Here is a 15,701-nt window from a genome sequence, read left to right on the forward strand (position 1 = left end):
CATTTGTATGAAAAAATATTTAGCGTTATTGTTGCTGTTGCCTGCCGTCAACTCTGTTGCTCAGGACATACATTTTTCGCAGTTCTACGAAAATGCTATTATGCGCAACCCGGCACTTACCGGTATCTTCAGCGGAGACTATAAAGTAGGTGCCAACTACCGTACACAATGGAGTAATATCTCTGTCCCCTTTCAAACTTTTCTTGTATCAGCAGAAACAAGGGTGGCTACCAACAGAGCTATCGGCGACTACCTGAGTTTCGGCGTTGCAGCAACGTACGATAAGGCGGGCTCTATCAGCTTCAATAGTATGCAGGTATATCCCGCACTCAACTACAACAAGTCGTTAGAAGATAAACGAAATTCCTACTTATCAGTAGGCTTTGCTGGTGGATACATTCAACGCTCTATTGATTTTTCGAAGGCTACGTTCAGCTCTCAGTATGTAAATGGCAGCTACTCGTCCAACAACCCTTCAGGGGAGAATTTTAACAACACTACATTAGAAAATTATGATGTAGCAGCTGGTGTCAGCCTTAATAGCTCTGCCGGGCCGGGCAATATAGTCAACTACTATGTTGGCTTTTCCGCCTTTCACCTGAACAAACCCAAACAAACCTTTGACGATGATAATATCCTGATAGTACTGGCTCCCAAATATACCGGCAATATCGGCTTCAGCTGGCGTATCACCAACCAGTTCGGCCTCACGGCACATATGGACTACAGCAAGCAGGCAACCTACACCGAAATGATAGGCGGCGGCATGTTAAGCTGGCAAACAACCAATGAGAACAGTAATAACATAAAACTGTATGCAGGCCTGTTCATTCGCCGTAAAGATGCAATTATACCCACTTTCAAACTCGATTACAGTATCTACTCGCTTACATTTACTTACGATGTAAACAACTCAGGACTGAAAACTGCTACATCAGGCGCAGGCGGATACGAGTTATCGCTGTTCCTGCGCGGACGTTATAAAAAGGCTGATCAGTACGGGCCTAATGTGAACTGTCCCCGCTTCGATCATATGCTTCAAGGTGATCCGGGATTATATAACTAACTCTTGTTATGGCACTATATAAAAGCGGCATGTCTTGTAGACATGCCGCTTAATTTTTTTATGTATATCAGGGTCTATTCTGCCGCTTCTGCAGCCCCGTCAAAAACAAATTTGAAACCTATACCGTGTATGGTCTGCAACTCCACGCCCGGCTGGTCTTTCAGGTACTTTCTTACTTTGGTAATAAATACGTCCATGCTCCTGCCCAGGAAGTAATCTTCTTTTCCCCATACATTCAGCAGTATCTCGTCCCTTTTCAATACCTTATTAGCATTCTGGCAAAGGTACTTTATGAGGTCAGCTTCGCGCTGGGTAAGCTGTTTGTCCTTGGCACCGCCTTTAAGTGTCAGATTATTATAGTCAAACTCCAGGTTGCCCAGTTTGATAGATTCAGTTATTTCCTCTTCCTGTTTCATAGTACGCTTCAGGAATACCTCAAGGCGCAGCAGCAGCTCCTGCATATTGAATGGCTTAGTGATATAATCATCAGCACCACTCCTGAAACCCGCTATTTTATCATCATCCATTGATTTTGAGGTCAATAGCAGTATAGGAATATTAGCATTCTTTTGCCTGATCTGGTTGGCAAGAGACATACCATCTTTTTTAGGTAACATGACATCCAGCAAGCAGATGTCAAAATTGTGCTTCATAAATTGTTGCCAGGCTGCTTCTGCATCCGGGCAATGCACTACTTCGTAGCCATTTTTACTCAGGCTGTCTTTTACCACATAGCTCAGCGTTGCGTCGTCTTCAACTAACAGTATTTTCGCTTTAACCGCCATATATAAACATTGTTTTTCAGGTAAGTGTTACTCCTGCAAACTACACATTTCTCCCTTTCACTTTGCAAGATACATAATCCGCCCCGTGTATGCATGTATATTTTTAAAAATTACGTTTTGTATTGGTATGTACACTGCGCGGTATGAATGCGTGACAAGATTGCTCATACCCTATGGTATATACATGCCCGGAAACAGTTACAAGATAATTTACTTTTTTAAATAAGTAAAGTAAATATTGTGAAATGTAATAATGTTTCAATGTTTGCTATTATGGCAAACTAGCTACCTTTTCTCACCCTGTCGGGGTTAGCTGATAAAAAAGTCTCCCAACCGACCTTTTTCTTTTTAGCTTTTACTTTCGGTATATCAGCCGTACCTGTCAGCTCATCATATTTTCCCTGGTAATGATGACATACTGCTACTGCCAGTGCATCCGTAGCATCCATAAAACGTACATCCTCTTCAAATTTCAGCATACGCTGCAGCATTTCATACACCTGTTCTTTAGTGGCATTACCTCTTCCGGTGATGGATTGTTTGATCTTCCTTGGGGCATACTCCACTGCGGACAGTCCGTGCATCATCGACGCTGCAATGGCTACCCCCTGTGCACGGCCCAGTTTCAGCATACTTTGCACGTTCTTCCCGTAAAAGGGGGCTTCAATAGCTACCGATTGGGGTTTGTGTATCTTTATCAGGCTTTCCATCTTCTGGAAGATGAGTTTCAGCCTTTCGGAATGGTCTTTATTTTTTGCCAGCTGCAATACCCCCATTTCCACCAGCGAAATACTATTTTTGCTCACGGAGATCAGTCCGTACCCCATCACAAGTGTGCCGGGGTCTATACCTAAAATAATTTGGGGGTCTGATCTCAATACTTCCTCTTGATTTGAACAAAAGTACCAAAATATGGCTCAATTACCTGCTCGGCGGAACGATTTCGCTGCTGCTGCTATGGGGCATATACCTACAGGTACTCAAACAACTCAAAAAGGTTGACCTCGACACGATCTGGCAAACAGGGCCCGATTATTACTTATGGATATGCATAATCCTTATGCCGGTCAACCTGCTGCTGGAAGCAAAAAAATGGCAGATACTGGCGGGTTCTGCGCAACCGCTGTCATACAGGGGGGCTATGGCCAGCTACCTGGGTGGTATTGCTTTTTCAATGGTCACGCCCAACAGGCTGGGTGAATACCCGGGACGTATGCTGTACCTGAAACGTAAAAATACAGTCCGCCTGGTAAGTGTCTCAGTTTTGGGTGCACTCACGCAGATGCTCACGCTGTTCATCTTTGGTACTATTGGCCTGGTATATTTCAACATGAACTTTTACTATCCATTCGCCTTTGCGGTAATGATAGCCAGCGCTTTTATCACTATTATTCTGGGTATTGCCTTTTGGCGGTTTGAGACCTGGCTACCCGTGATCGAAAAAATAAAATGGCTGCGCAGGTTCAGGGTATATAAAAAACTGTTAAAGAAGTTCTCCCAAAGGGAACAATTAACCATTTTAGGCATTTCGTTGTTAAGGTATAGTATCTATACGGCACAGTATTTGTTTTTACTTTATTGGATGAATGTAAGTATGCCATTTTTTGACGGTTATTGGATGTCGGCCCTGTTCTTCTGGGTCATCACAATCATTCCGTCCATCACGCTGGTAGAGCTGGGAGAGCGAGGACAGGTAGGTTTGTACCTCTTCCATCACTTCTCAGAAAACACTGTGGGCATACTCGCAGCAACGGTAGGAATTTGGTGCATCAACCTGATAATACCTGCCATACTTGGCAGCATATTATTACTCAGAATGCGCTTTTTACGTTAACAATTATTTGTTTTAACATTTCAGTAAAACAATGAAATTTGAGATCATGAACAGGTTATATAAAACAGGGTGGATATTAGTATGCATGCTGCTGGGTGGACAGATGCAGGCGCAAAATGAGTTTTGCGGCATAAAGAACCGTAGCTTCAAGAACGGAGAAAAAGTAGAATATAAAGTATACTACAATGCAGGCTTCATCTGGGCAGGTGCAGGTACAGCTACTTTTACCACCAAACTGGAAAACTATAATAACAAAACAGTTTACCATGTGCAGGGCGTAGGAAAAACCTATTCTTCATATGAATGGTTCTACAAGGTGTACGACGTGTATGATTCATATATTGACACGACCAACCTGATGCCTATAAAATTTTTGCGCGATGTGAATGAAGGCGGCTTCAAGTTCAAGAACAATGTCAGCTTCAATCACGAACGTAACCAGGCCATTTCTACAAATGGAGTATTCGACGTACCGGAATGTGTACAGGACGTATTATCTACTATATACTATGCGCGCAACATAGATTATAACAAATACAAACCCGGCGACAAGATACATTTCAATATGTTCCTCGATGATGAGGTCTTCAGCCTGTACATCCGTTACGTAGGCAAGGAGATCATCAAGACCAAATACGGAACGTTCCGGACCATAAAAATAGCGCCTCTATTAGTAGAGGGTACCATGTTCAAAGGTGGTGAAAAAATGTCTGTTTGGGTGACGGATGATGAGAACCATATTCCTGTGCGTGTAGACAGTCCTATACTTATTGGCAGTGTAAAGGTAGATATGATGGAATATGAGAACCTGCGCCACCCGATGACGGCACTGATCAAAAAGAAATAGCAGGATTACTTAGCTCGTTCCACAGCTTTTATCACGTCTTCTATGGTTAAGTGGCCGGGGAAACCTTCTATCAGTTTCTTTTTGCCATCATACACAGCTACAAACGGGAATGACTTCACCCCGTAAAAGCTGATGAAGAAGTATTGGTAGTCCTTGCCCCATTTGATATTCTTATGCTTATCCAGCCCCATCTTGTCGGCAAACACTTTGGTAGCCGCCAGTGTCATCGGGGTGATCATATAAATACGGGTTTTCTTAAAGTCATCCTTGTGCTCGAGCAGCTGCTCGGTAAAACGTACGCAGTGGTCACAATCCGGGCTGAAAAACATCATTACGATAGGACGTCCTTCCGGAATGTAATAGGTGCTGAATTTCTCCGTGCTGTCCGGCAGCAATATCTCGAACGACGGTAATACAGGATACTTAAGGTAAGGAAGGGTATCTGCCTTTTGTTCCTGTGCCAAGCCTTTTATACCCAGGCTGCTGATCAATACTACCAGTAATACTATCTTTTTCATCACTGCAAAAGTAATATATACTGTGGTTTTCACGATACCTTTCCTAACTTCATACCCCAAGATAGTTTTACAATATGTCTATTAATGAAGCGGCTTTCCTGGAGCGGTACAACAAGCTCAACAAAGAACAGCAGGAAGCTGTCAACACCATATACGGGCCTGTAATGGTCATAGCCGGGCCCGGCACCGGCAAAACCGAAGTACTGTCTATGCGCATAGCCAACCTGCTGCGCAGTGAGGCACAGGTACAACCCAATGAGATACTCTGCCTCACCTATACCGATGAGGCTACCAACTCTATGCGCCGCAGGCTGTTGCAGATCATCGGCCCTGATGCACACAGGGTGAACATCGGCACGTTCCACGCTTTTTGTAACAACGTGATACAAAACAACAGTGAAAGCTTCAGCGAAAGGCCACTGCAACCCATTACCGACCTGGAGCGCACCACTCTGTTACGCGAGATACTGGACGAACTGCCTAAAGGTCACGAGCTGCGCCGCCTGAGTGGTAATGTCTACTACGATACTTTCAAACTCAACAGCCTGTTCGACATGATGAAACGCGAGAACATATCCTCGCAGGACATCATCCATGCGGCTGATGAATATATAAGCAGTCTCCCTGAACGTGACGAATACATTTACAAACGCAAAGGCAAGGGCTACGAAAAAGGCGACCTGAAACAGGCATCGATAGACGAGGAGACCCGCCGTATGACCAGCACCAAAGCAGCGGCGGAACTCTTTGATACATATGTGGCCAAAATGAGGCAACATGGCTGGTACGATTTCAACGATATGATACTCTGGGTGCTGGAAGCATTCAAAAAGAATGATGCTTTATTACTCAGCTACCAGGAGCGCAACCAGTTCATACTGGTAGACGAATTCCAGGATACAAACGGCGCGCAGAACGAACTGCTGAAACTGCTCACCGAATTCTGGGAAGATCCCAACATATTCGTGGTGGGCGATGACGACCAATCCATTTACGAGTTCCAGGGCGCACGTATCCGTAACATCATCGAGTTTCGCGAGCGGTACAAAGAGACCATCAACATAGTTGTGCTGCCGCAAAACTACCGCTCATCGCAGGCCATATTGGATAAGGCCATGGCTACGATCGACAACAACGAACAGCGCCTGGTAAAACAGGTAACGGATATAGAGCTGAACAAGAACATCGTTGCGGCCGCCGAGCGTTTTAAAGACGGGAACGAAACCATAGCGCCTGTAGTAAAACAATACACCAACATCCTGCACGAAGAGGCCGACATTATTTTGCAGATAGAAGCACTGAAGAAAAACAATGTACCGCTCAACCATATTGCCATACTGTACGCCCAGCACAAACAGGCAGACAATATCATCGCCCTGCTGGAAAGAAAGAACATACCTTTCTCCGTTAAGCGCCCGGTAAATATTCTTGACCTGCCCGTAACGGAACAGATACTGAAACTGCTGGAGTACCTGGTACTGGAGCAGAAAGAGGCTTTCAGTGGCGAACACCTGTTGTTCGAGCTGTTACACATGCCCTGTTACGGCATCGACTCCGTAGACATCGCCACGCTGTCGCTGTACATGCAGCAGAACAAAAGCAAGGACAAAAGCATGGGCTACTGGCGCATGGTCATATCCAACGGGCTGATGCTGGAAACGCTGGGGCTGAAAAGTACAGAGGCCATACAGCGTATGGGCAACAACATCAACAACTGGCTCACGCAACTAAGCGAACTGCCGTTACCATTGCTAGTAGAAAAACTGGTGTACGAAAGCGGTATCGTGCTGTACCTCGCCGGTACTAAAAACTATACATGGAATATACAGGTGCTCAATACCTTCTTCGATCATGTGAAAGAAGTGTATGGCCGCAATGTCAGGATAAAAGCTGCCGACCTGTTGCAGATGACTGAGCAGATGAAGGACGAGAACATCGCCATACCACTGCAAAAGACCATACAGGCCGATAACGGCGTACACCTGTACACGGCACACGGCGCCAAGGGCAACGAGTTCGAACATGTATTCCTCATCGGCTGTACCAAAAACTATTGGGAGGCCAAAGCCGGGGGCAGCAACCAATACAAGCTACCCGACACCCTCACCGGCACCAACGACGACAAAGACAAGATCTACAAAACAGAGGTGGCACGACGCCTGTTCTACGTAGCGCTTACCCGTGCAAAAAAACACCTGCACGTATCCTATGCCTCGCAGGATGCTAAAGGCAAACCACTGGAACATTCTGCATTTGTTGACGAGATAAGCAGCGAAGAAGAAAGAATAAAAGTGAACCTGAGCGAGCAGGAACTGGTGAGCCACATAGCATGGGCCTTGCAACCCGAGCCGGAAGTACGTATCAAACTGGCCAACGCGCAATTCATAGAGCGGATGGTGCAGCAGGTTATTATGAGTTACACCACCCTGTCCAAATACATCAACTGCCCGGTTACTTATTATTACGAGAATATACTCCGCGTACCTTTCCAGAAGAACGATGCGCTGGCTTTTGGTAGCGCCGTGCACTATGCGTTGGAACGTTTCTACCGCGTGATGAAAGACCAGGGCAAAGTATTCCCCACCAAAGAAGAACTACTTAATTATTTCGACTACGGTATGCGCATGGAAGCATCGGCACTTACACCCGACCAGTACAAACGCCGCACAGAGCAGGGACATACTGCGCTTACCGAATACTACGATGAATATATCGACACATTTGTAAAAGAGGTGGAAGTGGAATTCAAGATACCACGCTATATACTGGATGGGGTACCCGTAACAGGTAAGATAGACCTGATTGAATTCAATGGAGATTCACTCACCGTGGTAGACTACAAAACAGGCGACCCGGATAAGAGTGCGAAAAAGTACACCAGTCCGCCTAATGACGACAATCCCGATGGCGGTGACTACTGGAGGCAGATGGTATTTTACAAACTGCTGATAGAGAACTTCAAAGAGCGTAACTGGACCGTAGGCAAAGGTATGTTCGACTATATACAACGCGGTGGTACAAGTAATCAGTTCAAACGCATACAGATACCTTTCTTTCCACAGGACGAACAAAAAGTACTGGAGCAGCTACGCAAAACCTATGCGCATATCATCAACCACGACTTCAGCAAAGGCTGCGGAAAAGAAGATTGTCACTGGTGCAACTTCGCCCGCAAATATGAACTGGTACGCCCTGCAGAAGGAGTGGAGATTGATGATATATAGTCAGATCAAAAAAGTAAAAGCTCAAAACCCAAAAGTTAAATAGAACCGTCATTATGAGGAGAGAGGAACGAACGACGTGATAATCTCCTGAGCATATAATATTGGCTACATAGCGAGTCAATCTCCTCCTAATAAGAAAAAGTAATTTGCTTTTTGAATTACCTTTATATAGGATGATAAAGAAATTTCTGCTTTATATACTGATACTGACATTCTCCGCATTTCTTGTGATTGTATATATATTGAGGATAGACCAATACATTTTAAAGGCGGAAACAGTTTTTGTTTTCAATAACCAGTCTGACCTTAAATTCAAAAACCTGCATATAAAATATAAGACTGAAAATCAACTTACGTATAGAAAAATGAGAGAGTTGGGCCTCCACTCTAAGCCACCATATGACACGACCAGACTGGAATTGAATAGTGGAAGACTAAAAATCAATATGAAATATGGACCAAATGAATTCCTTATATACGATGGTGATTCTTGTATTTGCCGACTGGGACTTTGGAATACTGGCAACTGGAGGCCAATTAAACTAACAGTTACTATAAAAAAGTTGACGATAAATATATCGCTTATCAAACTATACAAGAAAGACTTAAATCCGACCGTGTAGATACATTAGTCTTGACAATTCCACAATATTCTCGACCATAATAAGTATTTCCCTTTTCCCCGTTTTTTGGTCGGTGTTGTCACCGTACCGAACTACGGGTGCTTACGAGGAACAAAGCAACACGCATCCATAGCCCTATAGCTTTTTACATAAAATAATCATATGTTTACATCTCATGAAAACAGCCTTATACATATACCTTTTTTTAGCTGCCTTTTTAATGAGTGGCATCGCCGCACAGGCGCAAAAGCCCTGGTCCTATAGCGGCAATTTCAATTGCGGAATGAATATCATATACGTGTTCGGCAAAGGGCAGAAATTTCCCGGCCTGCGCCTCTATGCGGGTTTCAGTGCTATGGCCAAACACAAAGATCATATACTGCTCAACTACGGGCCTTCCTTATCAGTCTACACCAAAACGTTGGGTGCCAATATCAATCCCCTGTTCAATAATCTTGAGGTAGACCTCATCAACTCTGTAAGCTTCGGCGGCTGGTGGGGCAAAACACTTACTTACGATAAATATTACCGTACCATGGGCAACGGTTGTTATTACAACGTGGTCAGCAACCAGCAGGGCTCGGCACTACTCACCAGCAACTTCATACTCAACACCAGCGGGCACAACCAGGTGAACGGGGCACTGAGTGTCACACAGGGCAATGTGACCATCATGTATTACAACGATGGCGCGCCACCCATAAGCATACTGCCCATATCCGACAATTTCGACCGTTACTGGACAGGCGGTATCGGCTTGTTCATTCATGACAAAAGAGGATATAATACAGTAGAATTGACATTCGACCAGTTTACAGGTTATCAACCATTATTATACGAGGTGTCTACCATGCTGGGTATCGACGTGCCCAATTACAACCTGGATACGGTAGGCAAAAGCAACCAGGTGCCGAAACCATTCAACACATCGGCCTACAACCTGAAAGTATGCCCCACGCAGGGCTTTGGTATCGATGTGGGTGCTATGGGCGGACTCATGTCGAAGAACGGTACTTACTTCGGCCTGCAGGAGATCATACATACACTGGGCAGGTTTGCCCTGCACCCTAATACTGACCATACGAGATATTATTTTGGCGGCACTTACAACAACACGAACCATGTATCGTTCAGGTAACATATTATGCATCATATCATTGCTGGCGTTGTGCAGTTGCAATGCGCTGAAGCATGCGGTCAACTTCAGCGAGGAAGATATCAACCCCGGAATGTTCAGGGAGATACCGTCCATACTGGTAAAGACCGGCAAAACACAGGAAGAGGCAGATATGAAGGAGATCGTTTGCTATAGGTCTGTATTTAAACAATCGCTGGTAGAAAATGGCAACGTGGTAGATATAGCCTTGCTCAATGAGGACTCTGATATCAAACCTGTGGAATACAAAACGCTGCAGGGCTACGACCAGGACCTGTATATGTTCAGGATCATGCAGGAAGACACGCCCGCCCGTGGCGATGTGTTCATATACATGGCCGTTAAGTACGGCACTGTAGCCAATGATTCTGAAACGGTCAACAAATACCTCTCATTCCCGGCCATCTACCTGGGCGAGTATGCAGGCGACAACCACATCCGTTTCTACCGGTCGCTGAAAATGAAAGACTGCCGTAGCGGCGACTGCCACCTGGAATTGAATGGCAAACGCAGCCTGGTATTCAAAACGGCCAACAGCCTGTATACACACAAGCGCGACTCTATTGCACTGGCAGAAATTATCCTGGACGAAAAAAATAAAGTAGGTGGGTCTAAACCCATTATTTTCCCTATGGAAAAATTATTTCCTGATATCAGTACTATTAAGTTCAGGTATCTGAAAAGCTTAAACCGTCAATAACATGAGCAAGAACCGATCATTCCTGGGCAGGCTCTTCAGCTGGGGCAACAAGTCCAACACATCGTCTGACATACCCGCCATCGGCAGATGCCTGAAATACAACGGGCAATGGTACAAATACACCAAAGGCCCGGGTGGTACGCTCATTCGCGAAGAACCCGGCTACCCATCCTGCCCCGAATGTGCCACCGCTACAGGCGCAGAATGTAAAGCATAGTAATGGTACCCAACTCACGTCATCACGAGGAAGTATTTATGAATATAAATACTGACGTGGTGATCTCACCCAGACACTGGCACATAACATGCGGCATGCATCAACTCATTGTTCGATATTTTCTGCAAAGCATATCGAAAAAAAACGTTGTATTGTATAAACAACTCTTACCTGTATTTTTTTCTTAAATATCAACGTGAAAAACACCCTTTTTATATTAATGTAATAGAACTACGTTTACAATTCACTTTAAACATTTATATTATGAAAAACATGAAATTCCTAGCATTGACTTTCGTAACGTCTGTACTGTTACTATCATCCTGTACAAAAACTACCAACACGACTACAAATGAAAAAGTTGCTCCCAATTTATCAAGCCTTGCAAACGTTAACAATAAAAATTACACAGAACGGGCATGTATTACCGGTACTTGTGCAGGTACAAAATGTGAGTTAGCACAAGGCTCATGTAAAAAAGCCCGTGATTGCGAGGCTATACCAGGTGGATGTGTTGATCTTGTACAGGAAATATTAGATAATGTAGATGTATGGTCTGCCCAACATGCAAATAATATGGTTGCAGGAGATTACATTGAGGACGATCAGGATTGTTGGGATTTATCTTATAATTTGGCACACACAATTTTAATGGAAAGAGCGGCATCTTTAGGTGAATAGTAATATAAATAAAAAGGCAGCTATGTTGAGATAGCTGCCTTTTACTATCAATATCCATTTATATTATCGTCAATACTGCTATATGAAAGAATGTCTTTACGGCCTGTGTATTTTAGCATTAATACTAAGTAGTTGCAAGAATGATGTAACAAGTATCAGATCAAAAATTTTAAAAATAGACTCTGTTACATTTGATGATGTACCATATAACACGTTGTCTTGCTACGATAATCCTGTTTTGAATGGAGAACGGTCGATCGCGATTAACAACTCAAAAAACAAGAGTATTGTATTATTCAACAATACAGGCGCAAATCTTGTAACAATCAGTTATGCAAACATAAAGGGGTTATCTGAGTCATATTTGCGCTGTTTTGACTTGGTAAATTATGATAGTATTTTTTTGCAATTCAATGATCAGATAGCAATAATAGACAGCAGCGGTAACCTGAAGTATGCGTTCTCAATTAATCAACTTAATACACCAGATGATACGATTGTAATTGGAAACATAGGAGGGGTAGGCAAAATTAATTGGTCAGAGTATTTACGAAAATTATTTGTTGGTCAATATCCTTATACAATAAGCAATGACAACCCTGATTATTATAAGATACCTGTAATTGCTACATGGGATATTCAGAACAATAGGTTGGATGAAATACCGGTATATTACCCGGACATGTATCTAAAGGATTACTATGGAGATGCATCATATTGTTTTAATGAGCAAGCAAACGATGATATTATAACAGGTTTTTTAGGGTCTACTGATTTAGAAATATATAATATCAAAACTCAAAAAACAGCTCATATTACCCATCAAAAAAGTAGATATGATACTCTGGCTATCAGTTCGCTGAACCAGAACTATAAAGGGCAAATGGATAAAATATTTGAACATTTAACAATAAGCCCTTTGTATACAAACATAGTTTACGACCCATACAATGATGGATTCTACCGCTTTTTTGTCACCGGTGTTAAGTTAAAGAATGAAGATGGCACCTATAATGGATATTTTGATAAAGATTATGTTTTAATGCTGTTTGACAAAGATTTTAACCTTCAGGACGAAGTATTTCTCGGAAAGAGTTATCTGACGTATTATTCTTTTATTATGCCGGATGGACTATATATCATGACCAATAAACATACAAAATCAAAAAATGAAAATAGATCGTCTTTTACCTTCAATATTTTTAAGCCTGTATCTACTAAGTAGTTGTAATGAACGAGTTGAAGAGACAACCTCTCCATTAGAGGATAATTATGAACAGAGAATAGTTAACACAAATAGATTACTGCAAGATTATCATATTGCTTTAAATGCTGATAGTGCGACTATATACATTATCCAGGTTGAAAAATGTAACGTATGTAATGAAACCAGTTTTGCAAATATTAAAGCTGATGCACAAAAAAATTTGAACAAAAAAGTGTTTATTTTATCAGACACAAGTAATTCTATACAAGCTCATATTCAGCAAGATATTTGTAAGGAAAATTGCACTATAGTTACAGATGACATGAAAAAAATTCCAAGGTATGGGCTTTCCCTGATGAGAAATATTAAGATAGCATATGTAAATAACACAATCTACTTTTGGGAATTCTTATGATACTAATCAATACCCTACTCGTCCTCGCTTGCAACTAGGATGTAACGACACAGCGATTGTATCGCTACACTCGCACATCCTGAAAATTTTATCATCCTTTAATCCTGATTCAGACAAAAATTACGTATATTTGTTGTAGTAAATTCGAATGCTTTTATGGAAATCCCGCCCATGCGGGATAGTATAATAATAAACCAAAACCATGTACCCACCACCATACCAAAGCCATTCAGTAAGCGTCAGTCCCGCACATGCGGGGCTTTTTTATGAGTTGTTAAGTACAACACGTTTACCATTTTACTTAACATTACTTAACAGTTTTTGGCTAATACATTATTTATCAATCAGTTACAAAATATCAATATTGCCTTTAGTTAAACCCCGTTTTGCACTACTTAACATTTTAGTGTCAGCGGGCTGGCTAACTCAAAAAACGACCACCCATCACCTGGCAAATGGCACATCAAACCATATAACTTATTTTAGGGTTTTCACTTTTTACTTTTCACTTATATATGACCTATATCATAGCACAGAACCCCAAAATGCCTAACTTTGCAACCCATTTAATATTATGTCAGTATCTACACAGGTTATAGAAGAAGTAGTGATCAAGTTTGCCGGCGATAGCGGCGACGGGATGCAGTTGACCGGTACACAGTTTACCAATAATACCGCGCTGGCAGGCAGCGACCTGTCTACCTTCCCGGATTTCCCGGCCGAGATACGCGCCCCGCAGGGCACGTTGCCCGGTGTCAGCGGTTTCCAGCTGCGCTTCTCCAGCAACGAGGTGTACACCCCCGGCGATAGCTGCGATGTACTGGTAGTGATGAATGCCGCCGCACTGAAGGTGAACCTGCCCCAACTGAAAAAAGGCGGTATCATCATCGCTAATACTGATGGTTTTGATGCCAAGAACCTGAGGCTGGCCAACTACCCCGACGGCGCCAACCCGATAGAAGACCCGGATGCACTGCACGGCTACCACCTGTATAAGATAGATATTGCCAAACTGACACGCGAAGCACTGAAAGATATAGCCCTGGGCACAAAAGAAAAAGACCGTGCCAAGAATATGTTCGTGCTGGGCTTCCTGTACTGGCTCTACAACAGGAATATGGATAACACCATCACCTTCCTGAAAGAGAAATTCGGCAAAAAAGAAGATATACTGCAAAGTAACCTGCTGGCGCTACAGGCCGGTTACAATTATGGTGATACAATTGAGGCTTTTACTACCCGCTATAAGGTAGAGAAGGCTAAAATGTCCGCAGGTACTTACCGCGGCATCACAGGTAATACTGCCCTTGCTTACGGCATAATAGCCGCAGGACAAAAGTCAGGCTTACCTATATTTCTGGGCACCTACCCCATCACACCTGCCTCTGACATACTGCATGAACTGGCAAGGCATAAAACTTTTGGCATACGTACTTTCCAGGCCGAGGATGAGATAGCGGGCATATCGGCAGCCATAGGCGCCTCTTATGGCGGCAGCCTGGGTGTGACCACCTCATCAGGCCCCGGTATAGCATTGAAAACAGAAGCAATGGGACTGGCGGTAATGCTGGAGATACCCCTGCTGATAGTGAATATACAACGTGGCGGCCCTTCAACTGGCCTGCCCACCAAAACAGAGCAGAGCGACCTCTTGCAGGCATACTACGGCCGTAATGGTGAATGCCCCATGCCGATAGTGGCTGCTTCTACGCCCGCAGATTGTTTTGATGCCGTGTATGAAGCTGTAAGGATATCCGTACAGCACATGACACCTGTCATGCTGCTGAGCGATGGTTACATTGCCAATGGCGCAGAGCCGTGGAAATTCCCGCAAAGTGCAGACCTGAAGCCTATTGAAGTGCGCTTTAAGAAAGGCCTGGACGATGGCGAAGACCAGTTCTTGCCCTACAAAAGGGACGAGAAGCTGGTACGCGCCTGGGCTGTACCTGGTACTCCCGGCCTGGAACACCGCATAGGCGGACTGGAGAAAGAAGACATCACGGGTAATGTGTCGTACGACACCGAGAACCACCAGCATATGGTAAAACTGCGCGAAGAAAAGGTAGAGCGCATTGCCGATTATATTCCGCTGCAAACATTGGATAGTGGCCCTGAAAAAGGAGATGTACTGGTACTGGGCTGGGGTTCTACATACGGTGCTATAAAAAGTGCTACAAAAGAACTACAGAACAAGGGCGTATCGGTTGCACATGCGCACCTGCGTCATATGCGCCCGTTCCCCAAAAACCTGGGCGAGATAATAGGCAACTACAAAAAGGTATTGATACCGGAAATAAACAATGGTCAGTTAATAAAGATCATCCGCGATAAATACCTGGTAGATGCCAAAGGATATAATAAAATTAAAGGCGTTCCTATCACCCGCGCCGAGCTGGTAGACGCTATTGAGCAACTGCTGGATTAAGGG

The 15,701-nt window shown here is 43.7% G+C and carries 14 protein-coding genes; 11 read left to right on the forward strand and 3 right to left on the reverse strand.

From position 1 onward, the window contains the following. The first annotated feature begins 7 nt into the window (after positions 1-7). Positions 8-1,066 (forward strand): PorP/SprF family type IX secretion system membrane protein, encoded by a 1,059-nt coding sequence (locus H6550_00745; protein MCB9044641.1) that lies wholly within the window; start codon positions 8-10, stop codon positions 1,064-1,066. A gap of 74 nt (positions 1,067-1,140) precedes the next feature. On the opposite strand, the gene H6550_00750 is transcribed toward H6550_00745, so the two are convergent. Both H6550_00750 and ruvC read right to left on the reverse strand, forming a co-directional pair. Further along, complete coding sequence (locus tag H6550_00750; GenBank protein MCB9044642.1) at positions 1,141-1,851, reverse strand: response regulator transcription factor; 711 nt, start codon at positions 1,849-1,851, stop codon at positions 1,141-1,143. Between the two features lie 281 nt (positions 1,852-2,132). After that, on the reverse strand, positions 2,133-2,729 hold the full coding sequence (gene ruvC, locus H6550_00755; GenBank protein ID MCB9044643.1) for a crossover junction endodeoxyribonuclease RuvC: 597 nt from the start codon (positions 2,727-2,729) through the stop codon (positions 2,133-2,135). A 14-nt stretch (positions 2,730-2,743) separates the two neighbouring features. Here ruvC and H6550_00760 point away from each other — a divergent pair, with 14 nt between their 5' ends. Beyond that, positions 2,744-3,685, forward strand: a complete 942-nt coding sequence (locus H6550_00760) for a flippase-like domain-containing protein (GenBank protein MCB9044644.1) — start codon at positions 2,744-2,746, stop codon at positions 3,683-3,685. An 85-nt stretch (positions 3,686-3,770) separates the two neighbouring features. Beyond that, entirely contained in the window at positions 3,771-4,532 is a 762-nt protein-coding gene (locus tag H6550_00765; protein MCB9044645.1) for a DUF3108 domain-containing protein, read from the forward strand. Positions 4,533-4,537: 5 nt separating this feature from the next. Here the strand turns inward: H6550_00765 and H6550_00770 are convergent, their stop codons facing one another. Then, the gene (locus tag H6550_00770) at positions 4,538-5,050 is read right to left on the reverse strand and encodes a thioredoxin fold domain-containing protein (protein ID MCB9044646.1); all 513 of its coding nucleotides are present in this window, start codon (positions 5,048-5,050) and stop codon (positions 4,538-4,540) included. A gap of 74 nt (positions 5,051-5,124) precedes the next feature. On the opposite strand from H6550_00770, the gene H6550_00775 reads away from it, so the two are divergent. From H6550_00775 to H6550_00810, 8 genes are all read left to right on the forward strand, one after another. Next, positions 5,125-8,274, forward strand: a complete 3,150-nt coding sequence (locus H6550_00775; protein ID MCB9044647.1) for an ATP-dependent helicase — start codon at positions 5,125-5,127, stop codon at positions 8,272-8,274. 843 nt (positions 8,275-9,117) lie between these two features. After that, on the forward strand, positions 9,118-10,035 hold the full coding sequence (locus tag H6550_00780) for a hypothetical protein (protein ID MCB9044648.1): 918 nt from the start codon (positions 9,118-9,120) through the stop codon (positions 10,033-10,035). Further along, on the forward strand, positions 10,019-10,753 hold the full coding sequence (locus H6550_00785) for a hypothetical protein (GenBank protein MCB9044649.1): 735 nt from the start codon (positions 10,019-10,021) through the stop codon (positions 10,751-10,753). Before H6550_00780 ends, H6550_00785 begins: the two co-directional genes overlap by 17 nt. Before the next feature lies 1 nt (position 10,754). Then, on the forward strand, positions 10,755-10,970 hold the full coding sequence (locus H6550_00790; GenBank protein MCB9044650.1) for a hypothetical protein: 216 nt from the start codon (positions 10,755-10,757) through the stop codon (positions 10,968-10,970). A 264-nt stretch (positions 10,971-11,234) separates the two neighbouring features. Next, positions 11,235-11,651 carry a hypothetical protein gene (locus tag H6550_00795; protein MCB9044651.1) on the forward strand — a complete coding sequence of 139 codons (417 nt, stop codon included), beginning with the start codon at positions 11,235-11,237 and terminating at the stop codon, positions 11,649-11,651. 82 nt (positions 11,652-11,733) lie between these two features. Then, positions 11,734-12,876 carry a DUF4221 family protein gene (locus tag H6550_00800; GenBank protein MCB9044652.1) on the forward strand — a complete coding sequence of 381 codons (1,143 nt, stop codon included), beginning with the start codon at positions 11,734-11,736 and terminating at the stop codon, positions 12,874-12,876. Next, a complete protein-coding gene (locus H6550_00805; protein ID MCB9044653.1) occupies positions 12,821-13,273 on the forward strand; it encodes a hypothetical protein in 453 nt (150 codons plus the stop codon). Before H6550_00800 ends, H6550_00805 begins: the two co-directional genes overlap by 56 nt. A gap of 574 nt (positions 13,274-13,847) precedes the next feature. Then, a complete protein-coding gene (locus tag H6550_00810; GenBank protein MCB9044654.1) occupies positions 13,848-15,698 on the forward strand; it encodes a 2-oxoacid:acceptor oxidoreductase subunit alpha in 1,851 nt (616 codons plus the stop codon). The last annotated feature ends 3 nt before the right edge of the window (positions 15,699-15,701 follow it).

The sequence above is a fragment of the Chitinophagales bacterium genome (assembly GCA_020636495.1).
Classification (GTDB): Bacteria; Bacteroidota; Bacteroidia; order Chitinophagales; family Chitinophagaceae; genus UBA5543.

Coding starts and splice junctions, on each gene's coding strand:
- H6550_00785 (MCB9044649.1), top strand. CDS start 10,019: ATGTATCGTTCAGGTAACATATTATGCATCATATCATTGCTGGCGTTG.
- H6550_00810 (MCB9044654.1), top strand. CDS start 13,848: ATGTCAGTATCTACACAGGTTATAGAAGAAGTAGTGATCAAGTTTGCC.
- H6550_00790 (MCB9044650.1), top strand. CDS start 10,755: ATGAGCAAGAACCGATCATTCCTGGGCAGGCTCTTCAGCTGGGGCAAC.
- H6550_00795 (MCB9044651.1), top strand. CDS start 11,235: ATGAAAAACATGAAATTCCTAGCATTGACTTTCGTAACGTCTGTACTG.
- H6550_00775 (MCB9044647.1), top strand. CDS start 5,125: ATGTCTATTAATGAAGCGGCTTTCCTGGAGCGGTACAACAAGCTCAAC.
- H6550_00780 (MCB9044648.1), top strand. CDS start 9,118: ATGAGTGGCATCGCCGCACAGGCGCAAAAGCCCTGGTCCTATAGCGGC.
- H6550_00800 (MCB9044652.1), top strand. CDS start 11,734: ATGAAAGAATGTCTTTACGGCCTGTGTATTTTAGCATTAATACTAAGT.
- H6550_00745 (MCB9044641.1), top strand. CDS start 8: ATGAAAAAATATTTAGCGTTATTGTTGCTGTTGCCTGCCGTCAACTCT.
- H6550_00750 (MCB9044642.1), bottom strand. CDS start 1,851: ATGGCGGTTAAAGCGAAAATACTGTTAGTTGAAGACGACGCAACGCTG.
- H6550_00770 (MCB9044646.1), bottom strand. CDS start 5,050: ATGAAAAAGATAGTATTACTGGTAGTATTGATCAGCAGCCTGGGTATA.
- H6550_00805 (MCB9044653.1), top strand. CDS start 12,821: ATGAAAATAGATCGTCTTTTACCTTCAATATTTTTAAGCCTGTATCTA.
- H6550_00765 (MCB9044645.1), top strand. CDS start 3,771: ATGCTGCTGGGTGGACAGATGCAGGCGCAAAATGAGTTTTGCGGCATA.